Annotated in this window: 14 protein-coding genes; 12 read left to right on the top strand and 2 right to left on the bottom strand. The window is 58.9% G+C overall.

Annotated features, from left to right (window positions below):
- Nucleotides 1-652: 652 nt before the first annotated feature.
- Together RSSM_RS18640 and mutS are read left to right on the top strand one after the other, a co-directional pair.
- On the top strand, nt 653-1474 hold the full coding sequence (locus RSSM_RS18640) for an NIPSNAP family protein (RefSeq protein ID WP_236621231.1): 822 nt from the start codon (nt 653-655) through the stop codon (nt 1472-1474).
- Between the two features lie 47 nt (nt 1475-1521).
- Nucleotides 1522-4179, top strand: a complete 2658-nt coding sequence (mutS, locus tag RSSM_RS18635) for a DNA mismatch repair protein MutS (RefSeq protein ID WP_044302993.1) — start codon at nt 1522-1524, stop codon at nt 4177-4179.
- Nucleotides 4180-4273: 94 nt separating this feature from the next.
- On the opposite strand, the gene RSSM_RS18630 is transcribed toward mutS, so the two are convergent.
- Nucleotides 4274-5515, bottom strand: a complete 1242-nt coding sequence (locus tag RSSM_RS18630) for a hypothetical protein (protein WP_008682148.1) — start codon at nt 5513-5515, stop codon at nt 4274-4276.
- Nucleotides 5516-5818: 303 nt separating this feature from the next.
- Between RSSM_RS18630 and RSSM_RS18620 the strand changes: the two genes are divergently transcribed.
- Nucleotides 5819-6556: a WecB/TagA/CpsF family glycosyltransferase gene (locus RSSM_RS18620; RefSeq protein WP_044302986.1), complete on the top strand. Its 738-nt coding sequence runs from the start codon at nt 5819-5821 to the stop codon at nt 6554-6556.
- A gap of 309 nt (nt 6557-6865) precedes the next feature.
- On the opposite strand, the gene RSSM_RS18615 is transcribed toward RSSM_RS18620, so the two are convergent.
- Complete coding sequence (locus tag RSSM_RS18615; protein WP_044302985.1) at nt 6866-8371, bottom strand: ammonium transporter; 1506 nt, start codon at nt 8369-8371, stop codon at nt 6866-6868.
- A 175-nt stretch (nt 8372-8546) separates the two neighbouring features.
- On the opposite strand from RSSM_RS18615, the gene RSSM_RS18605 reads away from it, so the two are divergent.
- The 9 genes from RSSM_RS18605 to fliO all read left to right on the top strand — a co-directional run bounded on the left by RSSM_RS18605 (nt 8547) and on the right by fliO (nt 16823).
- Nucleotides 8547-9863 carry a PDZ domain-containing protein gene (locus tag RSSM_RS18605; RefSeq protein WP_236621230.1) on the top strand — a complete coding sequence of 439 codons (1317 nt, stop codon included), beginning with the start codon at nt 8547-8549 and terminating at the stop codon, nt 9861-9863.
- Complete coding sequence (gene mutY / locus RSSM_RS18600; RefSeq protein ID WP_008682136.1) at nt 9860-11071, top strand: A/G-specific adenine glycosylase; 1212 nt, start codon at nt 9860-9862, stop codon at nt 11069-11071. Before RSSM_RS18605 ends, mutY begins: the two co-directional genes overlap by 4 nt.
- Nucleotides 11072-12052: 981 nt before the next feature.
- Complete coding sequence (locus RSSM_RS18590) at nt 12053-12757, top strand: RNA polymerase sigma factor (RefSeq protein WP_044302983.1); 705 nt, start codon at nt 12053-12055, stop codon at nt 12755-12757.
- Between the two features lie 406 nt (nt 12758-13163).
- Nucleotides 13164-13427, top strand: a complete 264-nt coding sequence (locus RSSM_RS18585; RefSeq protein ID WP_008682130.1) for a flagellar FlbD family protein — start codon at nt 13164-13166, stop codon at nt 13425-13427.
- 12 nt (nt 13428-13439) lie between these two features.
- A complete protein-coding gene (locus tag RSSM_RS18580; protein ID WP_008682128.1) occupies nt 13440-14201 on the top strand; it encodes a motility protein A in 762 nt (253 codons plus the stop codon).
- Nucleotides 14201-14953 carry an OmpA/MotB family protein gene (locus RSSM_RS18575; protein ID WP_008682126.1) on the top strand — a complete coding sequence of 251 codons (753 nt, stop codon included), beginning with the start codon at nt 14201-14203 and terminating at the stop codon, nt 14951-14953. The genes RSSM_RS18580 and RSSM_RS18575 overlap by 1 nt, the downstream gene beginning before the upstream one ends.
- 81 nt (nt 14954-15034) lie before the next feature.
- A complete protein-coding gene (locus tag RSSM_RS18570) occupies nt 15035-15592 on the top strand; it encodes a hypothetical protein (protein ID WP_008682125.1) in 558 nt (185 codons plus the stop codon).
- 17 nt (nt 15593-15609) lie between these two features.
- Nucleotides 15610-16029, top strand: coding sequence for a flagellar motor switch protein FliN (gene fliN, locus RSSM_RS18565; protein ID WP_044302981.1), 420 nt, complete (start codon nt 15610-15612; stop codon nt 16027-16029).
- 2 nt (nt 16030-16031) lie between these two features.
- Nucleotides 16032-16823: a flagellar biosynthetic protein FliO gene (gene fliO / locus RSSM_RS18560; RefSeq protein WP_008682122.1), complete on the top strand. Its 792-nt coding sequence runs from the start codon at nt 16032-16034 to the stop codon at nt 16821-16823.
- The last annotated feature ends 9 nt before the right edge of the window (nt 16824-16832 follow it).

Here is a 16832-nt window from a genome sequence, read left to right as displayed (position 1 = left end):
ATTGGGTATTTCCTTCCGGGTTCGAGGGGCGGCGAAATGTGCGAAAGCTTGGCGGGGCGTTCGAGGATTGCCAGGGTACCCTCACGGTCGCGACGAGGCGACCCTCGGCGGTGCCCCCCGTTTGGTATTCGTGAGGAAATTTGACGGGTTTGCTGGCAAATCTTTCCCGACCGGCGATCTCGACGCAAACCTCGCTCTCGCCGCTCGTTAGAGAACAGGGTGTCCTGCACGAGTTTCGGCGGCGGGAATGCCGCTGCTCGGCGGGAATCATGAAATCGAAAAAACAGATGTTGACCCGGATGCGCAGGTACGTAGGCTAGTCCATACCTCCGCGAGTTCGCCTTCGCGTGGAGCCGAACGCGGTCAGCTCGCGGCCATGGGCTGACGTTCGTTGAATCGTCCGAAAACCACGTCAATTCCGCGAAAACAGCGTTTTCACGGGCATCCGGGGGCTTTCGGTCTCTTTTCACGACGACTCCACGGGCCGGGGACATGATGTGCCCGGTCGCGGACGCTCGCTTGGCGATTACCGTCTGCGGACACCTTCTCTCGTGGCCACTCGCCGACCGATTCACGGTTCGGCTATGCTGGGGATTCGCGAACCGTTGCGGTTCCAATTTCCCGCCTCTCTGAATTGCCCGATTGCCCCGCCATGTCGTTTCGACCTCTCCGTGTGGCCAGCCTGATGTTGGTCGCCGTGCTCTCTTTTTCTATGCCCCCCGCGCTTGCCCAAACGACCTCGAATGCTGCTGATCAAGAACCAGCCGCCGGGTCGCAGTATTACGAGATCCGCACCTACGATCTCGGTCCGAAGGGGGACGCCGCCGAAGTTGATAAGTACTTGAAACAGGCACTCGTCCCGGCACTCAACCGACACGGGATCGATGCGGTCGGCGTGTTTGCGCCCAACGAGAGTGACGACACGGGCGCCGAAGTGATCGTCGTCGTGATCCCGTACGAGTCGCTCGACCAGATCGCGTCGATCCGCGACGCCGTTTCCGCGGACGCTCAGTACACCTCCGCGGCGAAAGATTACCTCGATTGCAAACCAAAGAATGCACCGTACCGGCGGATCCGCAGCGAGGTGCTTTCGTCGATGGCGTGTTGGCCTCGTTGGAAGGTCGACGCGGAGACTCTGCAAAACGACGACCGGGTTTACGAACTGCGGTTGTACGAAAGTGCGAACGAACGGCTCGGCGATCTGAAGGTGGAGATGTTCAACAAGGGCGAAGTGCCGATCTTCCTCGACAGCGGCGTCATTCCGGTTTTCATCGGGCAGTGCGTGGTCGGACCGCAGATGCCGAACCTGACGTATCTGACGGTTTATCCGAACGAGCAGGCGCGTCAGGCGGCGTGGAAGGCGTTCCGCGTCCATCCGGATTGGAAAGTGCTGAGCAAGAATCCGCGGTTTGCCGGTACGGTCAGCCACATCGATAAATTCGTTCTCTCGCCCAAGCCTTACTCACAAATGTGATCGTCCGGTTCTGTCCGACCGGCGGACAGATCGCTAGGATTCTCGTCATGACACCGATGATGAGACAATATCACGAAGCGAAAGAGGCGTGCGGCGACGCATTGCTGTTCTTTCGCATGGGCGACTTCTACGAGTTGTTTCTCGACGACGCGAAAACCGCGGCGGGGATCCTCGGCTTGAATCTCACGAGCCGAGACAAGGACAGCGAGAATCCGACCGCAATGGCCGGGTTCCCGCATCATCAACTCGACCAATATCTGCAGAAGCTGATCCGTGCCGGTTACCGAGCCGCGGTCTGCGAACAGGTCGAAGACCCCAAACAGGCCAAAGGGTTGGTCCGTCGCGAGGTGACCCGAGTCGTCAGCGCCGGAACGTTGACCGACGAGGGGCTGCTCGATCCACGAGAGCCGAACTACATCGCCTCGGTGTTCGTGCCGAGCGCATCGGGCAAACGCAAAGGCGGCAAGGCGAACGGCAAGACACTATCCCAGGGCGAGGAACCGGCGACTCAAATGGTCGGCGTCGCGTGGGCGGAGCTCTCGAGCGGTCGTTTCGAAACCGGCGTGTTCCCTCGCGTGCGTCTCGATGACGAGTTGGCCCGGATTGCTCCGGCCGAGGTGATCTACTGCGAGGACGATCCGCACATTCATCCCGACACGACCATGCCGTGGGTTTGGACGCGGCGTCCGGCGTGGAGTTTCGCACGCGACGCGGCAGAGAAATCACTGACCAAGCAGTTGTCGGTTTCTAGCCTCGAGGGCCTCGGGTTCGAGTCCGATTCGGGACCCGCGATTCGCGCCGCCGGAGCGGTGCTGTCGTACCTGCAAGAAACCCAACGCGGTTCGCTCGATCACTTCCGCACGCTGGCCTGTCATAACCGCAGCCCGGTGTTGCAGATCGATGCCGCGACGCGCCGCAGTCTCGAGATCAATCGAACGATGCGCAGCGGTAGCCGCGACGGAGCGTTGCTCGGCGTGGTCGACCGGACCGTGACCCCGATGGGATCGCGGTTGCTCAGTGACTACCTCGCCGCGCCACTCATTTCGCCAGACGACATCGCCTACCGAGCCGATGCGGTTTCGGAATTCGTGTCGAATCATTCGCTCCGCAGCGACGTGCGAAAGATCTTGGGCGAAACCTACGACCTCACTCGGTTGCTCGCCCGGATCGCGACCGGACGAACCGGGCCGCGGGATCTGCAACAGATTGCGGTGACGCTCTGCGGCCTGCCGACTCTCAAAGCACGACTGACTGATCGAGTCAGCCATTGCCTGACCGAGATCGAATCGCACCTGCATTTGTGTCCTGAACTTCGCACCAATCTCGAGAACGCTCTCGCGGATGAATGTCCCATCGCCGCGGCCGACGGAAACTTCATCCGCCCCGGCTATGACGAGGAACTCGATTCGCTGCGTGAACTCGCAAAAGGGGGCAAACAATGGATTGCCTCTTATCAGCAGCGTCAGATGGACGAAACCGGGATCGTGAACCTGAAGGTCGGCTACAACCGAGTTTTTGGTTACTACCTCGAGGTCTCCAACGCCCACAAAGACAAAGTCCCCGACGACTTTATCCGCAAGCAAACGCTCAAGAACGCCGAACGCTACATCACGCCGGAACTCAAAGAGTACGAGGAGAAAGTCCTCGCCGCCGATGAACAGGCGACCGTTCGCGAACAGAATATTTTCCAACAACTGCGTCAGATGGCGCACGCGAACCTCGCCGTGTTGCAGGAAGTCGCTGACGCGATCGCGCGGGTGGATGTTCTCGCCGCGTTCGCCGAAGTCGCCGCGCAGCATCATTGGAATCGGCCGAAGATTACCGACGACAGCGTGCTGCGGATCGAAGGCGGGCGCCACCCGGTTCTCGACGTGTCGATGCCGCATGGCGAGTTTGTGCCGAACGACTGCATGCAGAGTCCCGAAACGGGAATGATCCTGTTGATCACGGGGCCGAATATGGCGGGTAAGAGCACGTACATTCGGCAGGTCGCGTTGATCACTTTGCTCGCTCAAACGGGCAGTTTTGTGCCGGCGGAATCGGCCGAAATCGGTGTCGCCGATCGGATCTTTGCACGCGTCGGTGCGAGCGACGAACTCAGCCGTGGGCAGAGTACGTTCATGGTCGAGATGGTCGAAACGGCTCGCATCCTCAACACCGCTACCTCACGCAGTCTGGTGATTCTCGATGAGATCGGTCGCGGCACCAGCACGTACGACGGTTTGTCGCTCGCGTGGGCAATCACCGAGCATTTGCACGAACAAATCGGCTGTCGAACGCTGTTTGCAACGCACTACCATGAACTCGCCGCGTTGGAAGAAACCCTCCCGCGTGTTTGTAATTTAAACGTCGCGGTGAAAGAGTGGCAGGAAGAGGTGGTGTTCCTGCACCGGATCGTCAGCGGGAGTGCGGACAAGAGTTACGGTATCCAGGTTGCTCGGTTGGCGGGCATCCCACCGGAAGTCAACGAGCGTGCCAAAGACATTCTGTTCCAACTCGAAACCGATCATCGGGACAACCACGACCGGCCAACGATCGCGCCGCCTGCCCCCAGCAAATCAGGCGACACGTTCCAGTTGACTTTGTTTGGTTATGCCGATCATCCGTTGATTCAACAGATCGAGAACGCGGATCTCGACAGCATGACACCGATGGAAGCGTTGCAGTTCCTGCAGAAAGCCAAGCAGGAACTCGCTCCGTCATAATCGGGCCCGGTCGTTGCGGACGCTCCTGAGTTGGGCGTCGCTGTGTTGAGAAGGCTGTTTCGTTGTCAGGGACAGTGACTCTTCGCATATGGAATTACGATGCGAGTGTTTCTTCGAGTTCTTCGGTCACATCGTGCCTCAGCCGCGCGACGTCGTTGGTGTCATTGAGATCGTCGGGTTTGAGAAACAGGTTGCCCATGCCGTCATGCACGCCGAGCGGCGAATCATACGATTGAGGATCCGTGGCGGAATCATCCTCGGAGTTCGACAGGATTTCGGCGTTTGCGTTTTCGCGGACATAGAACCAATTCTCGGTCGTGATCGCGACGTTCGACTCGCCGAGTTGGGTGACGACCTGCGGCGTTATATCGGTCGTTTGCGATGGTTCGCTCGCGCCGCCCGCCCAGATCTGCGGAGAGATGGGCGGCGTTGAGGCGTTGTCGCTCAACATGTTCATGACGTCGGGAAGGATGTCCGCTGAGCTGACCCGCCGGTCGCGAATGCCAATGCCGCTAGGTTTCTGAGTGTCCCCTTTTGGAAAGCCGATCGACAACAGTGGCACGTGCAGGTGACACGACCGGAGCGGTCCGCTGCGGTGTCCGATTGCACCATTTTGCCCCAGCGCGAATCCGCTCGATCCGGCGAGAATCGCGGCTGAGTGTCCGCTCGATTCGGCGATCGAATTCATCAGGTGGGCTACCGCGTCGATCAAGCGAATCTGGCAACCATAGGTTCGCATCCACGCCATGACCCAATCGGGATCATCGTCCGGATGGATGATCCGACGAGGCGGTTCGGTGTCATCGAGAATCGGCGGCACGGTGCTGCGAACGTCACCGGTGGCGTTCAATTCGTGTTCGATCGATTCGGACGGATCCATCGGTTCGAGGTCTGCTTCGTCGAGTTGATCGATCGGGAACAACTCGCGTGGTGCGTCCCAGCACCGTGTCAAAAATCGACTGTGCAGCCACACGTGTGGGTTGTCGGGAAGTTGTTCGGACGCGATCGCAGCGAGCGACGCGAGATTGGTTTCCTCCAACGTTTCAGCCAGATTGCGGGTCCGCGGCGGGATCACGATCAAATCGCCGATCCGGTCGGCAGCGGGCAATTCGGCGATCCGTTCGTCGTCCGTCACGACGGTCATGTTGTCGGCAGGAAACTGTTTCGACGTCAGCCATCGATCGATCTGCTCGGTCGGGTCGACGACCGGGGTGACCACCCGATCCCAAGCCGTCCCGTGGGCCGCCATCGCGTCAATCGTTTCGGTGCGATTCCAGGATGCTCCATAACACGAAAGTGCCGCGGGCGAGAAACCTTCAAGAGTGAAAACAAACATCCCGAATACTGCCTTCAGATCGGAAACTGTGACGTAGAGTTGAGCAGCTAGTCTACCGCGAAACCTCGCGATCCCGTACCGACCTTGTTTGCTCCGCGATCCATGCCCGCTACTTTCGATACGACCGTCACGACCCCGTCATCCGTACCCGTTATCGTGCCCGCAAAGGCACCGAGGAAACCCACGCCCCAACGGCGTGGCTCCGGTTCGGTGACGTTTGCGGATCGGACATCTGACGCAATCGCACCGCTGCCGCCTCGCGATACGGTCGATGTTTGGGACATCCCGTTTGACCGGCTCGATATGGACCAAAGTATTGACGCGATCGATCGTCTGATCGAGCGTCGCGAGCCGAGCTACGTGATTACGGCGAACCTGAACTATTGCATGCTGAACGCAGAAGACACGACGGTTCGCCAGATCACGAAGGACGCCGATCTGATTCTCGCCGACGGTCAGCCGATCGTTCTCCGCAGTCGACTCAAACCGAACCCGCTGCCCGAACGGGTCGCCGGTAGCGAGATGATTTTGCATCTTTGTCGTCGTGCTTCCGAAAAGGGGCACCGAGTGTATTTCTTGGGCGGCGTCGAGGGAGTCGCCGAGGCGTGTGCGAATCGCCTGCAATCGATGTTTCCGGGATTGCAAGTCGCGGGAACCGAATGCCCGCCGTTTCGTAAACTGTCCGACGAAGAGCACGCGGCTCAGTTGAAACGCATCCGCGATGCCAAGACCGATCTGTTGTTCGTGGCATTTGGGCAGCCCAAGGGGGAGAAATGGATTCACGAAAACTACCGTGAACTCGGTGTTACCGTGAGCATCCAACTCGGCGCGTCGTTCGACTTCATCGCCGGAACGGCCACGCGGGCTCCCGAGATCTACCAAAAGCTCGGCCTGGAATGGGCGTATCGCATGTGCAGCGACCCCAAACGGCTCGTGCCACGCTACGCAGGGAACGCGTGGTATTTAGGCAAAGCATTGGTGCGAGATTGGAAAGAGCAAGTCAACCGCTGGGGTATGTCCCCCGATGGCCATTCAACCTAACCCGCGAGATTGGTCATCGCTTCGCGTAGCCGAGTTTTTGTTGCGTGGGTGAGCGGCATGGCCGTCAGGCCTCGGGTTGGAGCGTGGTCGACGTTGTATAGCCCAACACGGCCAAACCCGAGTGCTCACGCACTTCGGCTCACTGGTGGACAAACCACTGCTGAGTTCGCGAGCCGATCAACGCACATCGATTCATCAAGGTAACCGACGCCTGTCCTCGGTCTTGGAAAGCCCGAGCTACGTGGGGACAAAAAAAAGATGGGCCGACTTTTGCCTGCCCATCTTTCGTTTCGCTAGTTGCGGATTCGCTTATGCGAACTGATAGCCTTCTTCGCCGTGGTCGGCGATGTCGAGGCCGCGTTGTTCGTGCTCGGCAGCGACTCGGAGGCCGAACGCCAGATCCAGAATCTTCAACAAGATCAAACTGCCGACGCCTGCGAACACGTACGTGATCAAGACGGCCACGATTTGGCCGATCAGCAGTGCTGGGTCTCCTCCCGATTCAATCAAGCCGATCGGCACGCCCTCACTGACATCCCAGGCGGCGCGGGTTGCGAACACGCCCGTCAGCACGGCGCCGAGCGTTCCGCCGATGCCGTGGACACCGAACGCATCCAACGCATCGTCGTAACCGAACATGTGCTTCAAACGCGAGCACGACCAGAAACAGATGAATCCGGCCAACGCACCCATGATCAGGGCAGGCATCGGTTGCACAAAGCCTGCCGCAGGAGTGATGCACACCAATCCTGCGACCGCGCCACTGCTCGCGCCGAGAACCGTCGGTTTGCCCAACCAGATCCACTCGGCGATCGCCCACGCGACCGCGCCGGCGGCGGCGGAGAAGTGCGTCACCATGAACGCGCTGCTGGTCAAATCATCCGACAGCAATTCGCTGCCCGCGTTGAAGCCGAACCATCCCACCCACAGCATCGCGGCGCCGAGTGCGGTGTAGGTCAGGTTGTGTGGTTGCAACGGTTCGCTCGGGTAGCCCATCCGCGGGCCGATCAACATTGCCGCGACCAACGCCGAGATGCCGCTGCTGATGTGAACCACGGTTCCGCCGGCGAAGTCCAACGCCCCGCCCGCGATGCTGCCCTCGTTGTACGAAAGAGGTCCACCGTCCCAAACCCAGTGACACAGCGGGCAGTAGATGAACGTGCCCCAAAGGATCGAGAACATCACCATCACGCTGAACTTCATCCGTTCGGCGAACGCACCGCAAATCAGGGCCGGTGTGATGATAAAGAACATGCCTTGGAACAGCATGTGGGTCATTCGAGTGATGCCGCCTTCCATCGGAGTGATCGCGGCTCCGGTGGCATCGTCCCAGTATCGTTGGACGCCATTCATGAAAAGGTATTCGGTATTTCCGATCCAGCCACCGTCGTCGCCGCCAAACGCGAGCGAGTATCCGTAGAGAGCCCACAGGACCGTCATCAGGCCCATCAAAAAGATGCACTGCATCATCACGCTGAGGACGTTCTTGCGACGAACCAATCCGCCGTAGAACATCGCCAATCCGGGCGCGGTCATGAACAGCACCAACGCACAACAAACCAGCATCCAACCGTTGTGTCCGGCGAGGGCGGCGACTTCCACTTCCGCCTTCAGGCTCTCGAGCGTCAACTCCTCGGCGGCCTCTTCCTCAACCGCCGCTTCGTCGGCAACCGCTGCGACTCCCTCGGCCGGTTGCGTCACTTCCACAGTCGAGCCACCGGTATCGTCTTGAGCCGAAACGGTCGGTGACAAAATGACAAATGCGACGGCTAGGGACCAGCCGAGCAGGATGATCCAGGATGGGCGGAGAGACATCGGTAATTCGGACTCACTGATAGGGAAGGATGAGGTGATGTTGGTCAGGGCGACTAATGCGTTAGAATAGTGGGGCGGTCGTCCTGCGTGTACCCGAGAGATGCACGAAGATACACGTTCGCATGACCTGTTTGGACGACCACGCCACCCTCGATCCCAATGCCCCCGAGTTCTCGTGAAATTCCACGCCGCCTTCCGCCGTCGGGCCAGCCAACCGTTGCGATGCCGGTCCCGTATGTCCGGCGTGGCCCGTATGTCAGGCGTGGCCCGGTCGATCGCCGCCGGACTGTGCGTGACGACGATCGCGATGCCCGGCATTGTCTCCCTCCGCGGAGACGCCGCCTGCTGTCATGCCGAGGAGGCTCAGGCGACCGAGAGCGAAGACGTTTCGATTGAACAAATTGAGCGTTGGGTCAAGCAATTATCGAGCGATTCGTACCTGCGACGCAAACGAGCCACCGCCGATTTAACGCGTGCCGGCCAAGTCGCCGTCCGCCCGTTGGTCAGCGAACTCGAAACCGGCGATCTCGAAACTACCGAACGCGTGATCAGCATCCTGCAGGAAATCGCATCAACGGCATCGATTATCCCACCCAAAACTCAGCCGCAAAACGAGCCTGCTAGCGAGCCTTCCGAGGCAGCCGATGAGGCGACGGCCGAGCCGACCGCGTGGGACGAACTGCTGCGGATATCGACGCTCGGCGGCAGTCGAGGCACGCGTGCGAAAATTGCAACCAAAGAGGTGCGAGACGTGCGTCGGGCGCTCGCGGTCGATTTGCTCAGCGACGCTGGTGTGTTCGTCGGCACAACCGAATTCATCATCGGTGCCCGCAGCGAACTAAAACGGATCGTCGAATTCGACGGCGTCTACGAAGGCGACCCCGCGTTGCTCGATCTGCTGCAGTGGGTCGACGGCATCGAATATGCCCGGCTCAAAGGCGACGCCATCCGGCTCGATATTCTCGAAGGCGTTGTTCGCATGCCCGACCTAAAAACGTTGGCACTGCTGCACGGTGATGTTGACGCGGATGAACTGCGGACGCTCGGTGCGATCACCGAACTCCGCCGACTGGAGTTACGGTACGTTCCGATGAGCGGTGAATTGATCGACCAACTCGCCACGTTGCCGATTCGTGTCTCGCTGACTCTGAACGGTACCGCCGCTCCTGCCGAACGAGTCGACGCGTTGCGGAAAACGGTTCCGGGGCTCGAAATCATTTTCAAACAGGGCGGCTTTCTCGGCGTGCAATGTTACGACAACTTCAATGAGTGTTTGATCAACGAAGTGCTGCGGGGGCAGGCGGCCGAGAAAGCGGGACTGTTGCCCGGCGATGTCGTGCTGCAGGTCGATGGCAAACCCATCAAACAATTCAAGGACCTTCAAAAAGCGATCGACGCGCACATGCCAGGCGAAGAAATCGACATCGTCTATCAACGCGGCCAGCAGGAAAAGCGAACGACCGCGCGGCTCGGGAAACTCGAGGAACAGTGAGCGGTCCGGCTGCGAAGAAGAAACGCAAACCCGGCGGCGTGAACGAAACAGACGATCGCGACGCGGCGGCGACCGGCCAAACGGAACTGCCCGACGCCCGTTGGCGCAGCCTCGTGCGAAAACGGTTGCTCGACTGGTTCGCTGAACACGCTCGTGACATGCCGTGGCGTCGTGAACCGACCCCCTATCGTGTTTGGGTCAGCGAGATCATGTGCCAGCAGACTCAGGTCGCGACCGTGATTCCGTACTTCCTTCGGTTCGTCGAACGTTACCCGGACGCAACCGCACTCGCCGCCGCTGACGAAAGTAAATTGATGCGAATGTGGGAAGGGCTCGGTTATTACCGACGTGCCCGGTCCATGCACGCGGCCGCACAGAAGATTGTCGAGGAGCACGACGGCGAGTTCCCGATGCAGTACCGCGACGCCCTCGCGTTGCCCGGCATCGGACGCTACACCGCCGGAGCGATCCTTTCGATTTCGTCGAACCAATCATTGCCGATTCTCGAAGGGAACACGATCCGCGTGTTCAGTCGCTTGATCGGGATGCGTGATTGCGTTGACGAGAAAAAATCCGTCGACACGCTTTGGCAGTTCTCCGAGCAACTGTTGCCGCCTCGGTTTGCGCCCGATGACCGATCACGCGGTCCGGCATCGTTGAACCAAGCCGCGATGGAACTCGGGGCGTTGGTCTGCACACCGCGTGACCCGAAGTGTTTGGTGTGTCCCGTTTCTGACCGGTGTCAGGCTCGGGCGGCCGGTTTGGAAAACGAGATCCCGACGAAAACGCAAAAAATCCGGTACGAGGCCCGTTCGGAGTTCGCGGCACTGATCACCGACGCAAAAGGCCGGTGGCTGGTCAGGCAGATTCCCGCCGGCAACCGTTTCGCCGGAATGTGGGACTTTCCCAAAGCCGGCCCGCCTGACGCCGGTGATGTGCAGCAGTTCCAATCGTGGTTGTCGGACCAAATCGATCCCAAGGTCCGCGTCGAGGAGCAAGTGAAAACGATGAAACATGCGGTGACGAAGTATCGGATCACGTTGCATGTGCATCGCGCCGTCCGTCCGGGCAAAGTTCGGAAACTTCCCCAGCCGTGGGCATGGAAGACCGCTGAGCAACTGCACCATCTCCCGATGAGCACGACCGGGCGTCGGCTGCTCGATTGGGTCGAGAAGTCCGGTGCGATTCTCGAACGTGTTGGAAGATGACGCAGCCGATGTCGCCAGACTTCGGGAGCCTGAGTTCTGGCGTATCCAGCTACGAAGGTCGGACACGTCGCATTTCAATACCCGCCCGCGTATCAATCACCCACCCACGTATCAACACAAACCCACGTTGCGAAACTCGCCAAGAGTTTCGGCTGCCCCCCGCAAATCGCCGAAAGTCGTGGCGGTTTGTTGAATCAATCGGAACGCCAGACACCAGCGATAGGTTATTAGCCCGCAGCGCAACGCTTTGTCGATTGAATCAAGAGTCAACCTGTTTTCGTTTAACGGCAATACCGTTCAATGAAGCACCGGGTTGTGGCGTTTTCGTTTAACCGGTAGCCGTAGGCGACGCTTGACGGAACACAACCTACCCTTCGGGCACGGGTTAAACGAAAATTGAACGGTATTGCGTTTAACCGGTATCCGTAGGCGACGTGCAGTGGCAAGTAGGTCGCCTTTGGCACGTTAAACAAATGAGTCAACAGCCCGTTGCCCAGCGGGCTAGCAGATCGAAACCCACCGAGAACTTTGGCGTATCCCCCGCCAATTGCCGAAAATCTTGGCGACTTTCGCTACGGTCTGAACTCGATTTCTATCTGCAATATTGTCTGTTTAACCGGCCGTAGATTGGTTCTGCGGATCCCGTACGGCGGTGCTGACCCCGCTCCCGAGCGGTTCGCATAGGTTGACTTTTCGGCTGGTCGCAGGATAATGAAGGTGCGTTGTCCACCGCTGGTGGGCTCCGAATGGAAGTTATGCCGCCAAAAACAGGGTTCTCAGGTGCTTTGTGGCTAGGTGAATCCACCCGGTTTCGGGGATTATCCGGATTCTAGGGCCATACCAGCCCCTTTTCGTGGCGGACGCTCCCCTCTCGGTACGCATTTATTCTACAGAGAAGTTGACCTTCTCCGGCGTATTAACCAGAATCCATTCGCGCCGATCCTCATGTTCTTTTCATCCTCCCTTCCCAAGACGGAACCAATGAACTTTTCTACGAGCGCCACCGCTCACGAGAAGCCGACAAACGTTCCTACGAAACTGGCCACTGGACAGGTTCGAAGCCGTGCGGCATCGGTTGCTCCGGAGCAGGATATTACCGACGAAGACCTCATCGCTCGCTATCGTCAAACCGGCGATCGTGCGATTTACGAGACGCTGATGCGTCGATATGAACGAGAAATTTACGCCTATCTTCGCCGTTACATGGGTAACGCCGAGATGGCCGAAGACGCCTTTCAGGGAACCTTCCTCCAGGTTCACCTGAAGTGTCAGCAGTTCGACCTTACCCGCCGTTTCCGTCCTTGGTTGTACGCGATCGCGACCAACCAAGCGATCGACGTGCAGCGCCGAAACAAACGTCACCGCATGGTCAGCCTGGATCGCCCCAGCGGCGCACAGGATGACGACCGTGGTGGCAGTTGGTCGGAAAAGCTCGTCGGTGCGAGTGCCGACCCGCTGGCTGAGGCTTCGCGAGAGGAAAACGGACGTTGGGTCCATGACGCGGTTGCGTCGCTCGGCGAACCGATGCAGCAAGTGGTTGAATTGGTGTACTACCGCGGTTTGAAATACCGTGAAGCCGCCGAGGCCCTCGGCATCCCAGTCGGAACGGTCAAGAGCCGTCTGCACTCGGCCATCAATCAACTGACCGGACTGTGGAACGACAGCCACGAACCACGCGAAGCCTAATTCGCCGTTCGCTACAAACAATCCACCTCAGCCACGCTCAATACCAAGCGTGGCTTTTTTTATGCGCGCCACGTAGGTCTGTCTTTCCAGGACAGACACCCACGACACCCACGACACCGAACCCAACGTAGCCGGAGTCGCCAAGACTTCGCAGGTGCATCGGCGGTGGGGATACTGAACTCTTGGCGGGGCCAGCTGCGTGCCACAGCCCTCGCAATCCAACTTCCACCGGCGCCTTGGCTCAGGTGCAACCGGTCGTATCGGTTTTGGCGATTATCGAAACCGTACCTTTGCCGGGCGTCTTGGCGAATAGCGAAAAGGTTGACGCGTGGTCACGGATTGTGTCCTAGCCTTGCACGTAAAACCATTCGTACGTCACCAATAAGTAGCCGGGGGGCCGCTGGCGATGATCAAACTAACACGCCTGGACGGTGAGACGTTCATTCTCAACGCCGAATTAATTCGGTATGTCGATCGTCGTGGCGACACCTTTGTGACGCTCAGCAGTGGCGAACGCATCGTGGTTCGCGAGTCGATGGACGACGTTGTCGATCGTGCGATCGCGTATCAGCAACAGAAACACTTTTTGCCACCGCCGCCCGCACCGCTGCTCGGTGCCGGCACGTCGATAGCCGGCCCGTCGATAGAACCAACCAATCAATCGTTGTAGGAATCATAGACAATGGATATCGCAAGTCTCGTAGGTCTAATCCTCGCATTGGGTCTGATTCTCGCATCGATCATGTTGGGATCAGCACCGTTCTCCGCCTTCATCGACATTCCCTCGGGCCTCGTTGTGGTCGGGGGTGCGTTCGCGGCAGCTTTGATTTGTTTCCCGCTCGGCAGCATTTTGAAGAGCCCGATCATCGCGCTGAAAGTCCTTATGAACAAAGCCGAAGATCGGCTCGCCTTGATCAAATCGATTGTCGAACTCGCCGAGATCGCTCGCAAAGACGGGCTGCTCGCACTCGAAGCCAAAATCAACGACATCCAAAACCCGCTCGTCCGCAGCGGTCTGCAGATGGCTGTCGACGGGACCGCGCCGGAGATCGTCGAAGAGGTTCTGCGAACCGAAGTCGCCGGCATGGCGATGCGGCACCGCGAAGGCAAGAGCATCATGGACCAACTCGGCCGATTCGCTCCCGCCTACGGAATGATCGGGACCCTGATGGGGCTGATCATGATGTTGCAAGACATGTCCGACCCGTCCGGGATTGGAGCCGGGATGGCGGTCGCACTGATCACAACGCTCTATGGGGCGATCGTGGCCAACGTGTTCTTCAGTCCCTTTGCCGAGAAACTCGGTCTGATGAGCCGCAACGAACAACTCAGTATGGAGATCGCGATCCGCGGTGTGATGGCGATCCAATCCGGCGAGAGCCCACGGGCGATCGATCAGAAGTTGCAAACCTACCTTCCTGCCAAACAACGTGAGCTGTCGTAATGGAAATGGAAGAACCAGAAGAAATGGGCATCCCCGAGTGGGTTGTCACGTTCGGAGACATGATGAGTCTTCTGCTGACGTTCTTCATCATGTTGGTTTCGCTCAGCGAGATCAAAGAGGAAGAAACGTACCAAGCGCTCGTTGACTCGATGCAGCAACAGTTCGGATACGCCAAAACGATTGACGCGTTGACGCCCGGCAAATCGAAACCTCGCGAAACCGAGTTTGCCGTCCTTTCAACAACCGGACGTGCCAAGAAAAAGGACACCGCCAAAGGTGGCGTACCTGAAAAGGCACCTGTCGGTGAAGAACAGCATGTTCGAATCGTTCGGCCCGGTCAGATGACCGCCGTCGGCAGCGTCGTGTTTTTCGAAGTCGGTAGCGATCAACTCGGCGGCGAAGCGATCCGCGTCCTCAAGCAAACCGCGACACAACTCCGAGGCAAACCGCAACGGATCGAAGTCCGCGGACACGTTTCGGCGGAGTTCGCTGCCCGGACCGGCGGGACCGACGAAGCCATGTTGCTCGCGATTCGGCGTTCCGCTGCCGTGAAGCGTTACCTGGTGGAGTCGGAAGGAATCTCCGTCGACCGGTTCCGCGTTTCATCGGCGGAGGCGACCGAGCCGATCACTCGGAACAGCCCCGGTGGGAAGTTCGGGAACGATTCGCGGGTGGAAGTGTTCATGCTCGATGAACGTGTCGAAGACCCACGCGGGATCGCCGACTCGGCGGGAGATCGGCCGAGTCGTTAACAACGAACGTAGCCGCCGAGACCCGTTTTTAGACATCAACTTAACTTGACCCAACGTCATCGACTCCCGTAGGAGAATGCCATGGCAGACGAAGCAGCACCATCGACCGAAACAGAGGACAGCCCTCCGGCCCAACGTCCGCGCAGCAACCTGGGGCTGGTGATCGGTTTCGTCGGGATGATTGTGGTCATCGAAACCGGGATGTTCTTCTTCCTCGTTCCGAGTGCCGAGCAAGTCAGCGCGCTTGCCGAACAGCAACTGATTCAGTCCGTTCAGGAAGGCGCCGAGGAGGCCGAACAGGAGGCCTCGGACGAAAATCTCGTCGAGGAATTCGAACTCGGAATGTTCGGTGAAACCTTCAGCCCGACCGATACCGACCGATCATTCCGAGTCGAACTGCGGCTCTATGGGCTGATTCGGGCGAAAAATCGGGAAAAAATGGAGAAAGAGTTCGAAGCCAAAACCGGACGACTTCGCCATGAAATCCGCAAAAAAATTCGTAACAGCGAACTCGCCGAGCTTCAGGACAACCAATTGGGCTTGCTCGAAAGACGGATTTTGACGATATGCAACCACTTGTTAGACGAGGACATGTTGCTGGGGGTCGGTTTTAACGACTACCAACTGATCGAAGACTGATACCCAAGGACGGGGTGATGAGCACGACGGATAGTGCGGGCGGTGCCAAGGAACAGCTCAACACAGACGATATCGAAGCCCTCCTCAACGAGGCGTCGCAATCCCTTTCGGCTGCCACCGGTGACGAGGACAGCAAGGAGCGCGACGTCGCTCGCCCGTTCGCTCTCGGTGATTTGTCGCCCGCCGACCTCGAGCAGATGGCTCACGATGTCGGGTTGATCGATGAAGTTGAGATGGATCTGCGGATCGAACTCGGACGCACCTCGATGCGGCTCGAGGAAGTCCTGCGGCTACGCAAAGGCAGCGTCGTTGCACTCGATAAACTCGCCGGGGATCCCGTCGACGTCTACGCCAATGGACGTCTGATCGCACGCGGCGAAGTCTTGGTCATGAACGATAACTTTTGCGTTCGCGTTACCGAATTGGTAGGAGCGTAGACGTGAAATCGATTATCGAATCCCTACGAGTCTTCGGATGCGTCGTCGCCCTGTTGTGCCTGTCGGCTTCCACGGCGTTGGCCTGGGATGATTCGGGTTACGCCGCCGGCACCCAAGCAACCGAGTCACGCGGCACAGAAAACGATTCCCGTCCCCTTGTGATCGCACGCAGCGGCGGATTCCCCACGCTGAATCCACGTTCCAACGGCAGTGAAACAACTGGCCAACGCGACTCGAGTTCGGGATCACCGGTGTATCGTGTCCTTGATTCGGGGGCATCGAACTCGGGCGACACGTCGGCGGCTTCGTCCGATGAGATCTCGTTTGACCCCGTCGACTTGGACGCGAACCCTGAATCGTCTCGGTCGAAAATGATCGGGCCGTTGGTTACGGTCGCGTCGAGCCTTTCGATCGTACTCGCGTTGTTTTGCGCTCTCGTGTGGGCCGGGCGAAAATTCGGCGGAGGCGCCGCGGCGTCCAAACCGTTGCCCGCATCCGCGTTGAGCCCGCTCGGCCATGTGATGCTCGACCCGCGGACGAAACTCTTGCTGGTCAAATGCGGGCGCCGCATTCTCGTGCTCAGCCAAACGGCGAGTGGTGTCACGCCGATCACGGAAGTGACCCATCCCGATGAGGTTCGTGAGTTGATCGCGAGTTGTTCGTCCGAAGCTCGCGAAGTGTTTGAACGAACGCTGCGAGAGATCGAGTTGGAACCGGTCAAAGGGTTCACCGAACCGCAACCAGACGCTGCACCGAAACCACGTGCATCCGGCCGCCTTTTTGCCACGGCATAATCACGACCA

It is taken from the genome of Aporhodopirellula sallentina SM41, from assembly GCF_000346505.1.
Lineage (GTDB): Bacteria > Planctomycetota > Planctomycetia > Pirellulales > Pirellulaceae > Rhodopirellula > Rhodopirellula sallentina.
This window is presented reverse-complemented; position numbering and strand designations above follow the sequence as displayed.

Coding starts and splice junctions, on each gene's coding strand:
- RSSM_RS18640 (WP_236621231.1), top strand. CDS start 653: ATGTCGTTTCGACCTCTCCGTGTGGCCAGCCTGATGTTGGTCGCCGTG.
- mutS (WP_044302993.1), top strand. CDS start 1,522: ATGACACCGATGATGAGACAATATCACGAAGCGAAAGAGGCGTGCGGC.
- RSSM_RS18630 (WP_008682148.1), bottom strand. CDS start 5,515: ATGTTTGTTTTCACTCTTGAAGGTTTCTCGCCCGCGGCACTTTCGTGT.
- RSSM_RS18620 (WP_044302986.1), top strand. CDS start 5,819: ATGGACCAAAGTATTGACGCGATCGATCGTCTGATCGAGCGTCGCGAG.
- RSSM_RS18615 (WP_044302985.1), bottom strand. CDS start 8,371: ATGTCTCTCCGCCCATCCTGGATCATCCTGCTCGGCTGGTCCCTAGCC.
- RSSM_RS18590 (WP_044302983.1), top strand. CDS start 12,053: ATGAACTTTTCTACGAGCGCCACCGCTCACGAGAAGCCGACAAACGTT.
- RSSM_RS18585 (WP_008682130.1), top strand. CDS start 13,164: ATGATCAAACTAACACGCCTGGACGGTGAGACGTTCATTCTCAACGCC.
- RSSM_RS18580 (WP_008682128.1), top strand. CDS start 13,440: ATGGATATCGCAAGTCTCGTAGGTCTAATCCTCGCATTGGGTCTGATT.
- RSSM_RS18575 (WP_008682126.1), top strand. CDS start 14,201: ATGGAAATGGAAGAACCAGAAGAAATGGGCATCCCCGAGTGGGTTGTC.
- RSSM_RS18570 (WP_008682125.1), top strand. CDS start 15,035: ATGGCAGACGAAGCAGCACCATCGACCGAAACAGAGGACAGCCCTCCG.
- fliN (WP_044302981.1), top strand. CDS start 15,610: ATGAGCACGACGGATAGTGCGGGCGGTGCCAAGGAACAGCTCAACACA.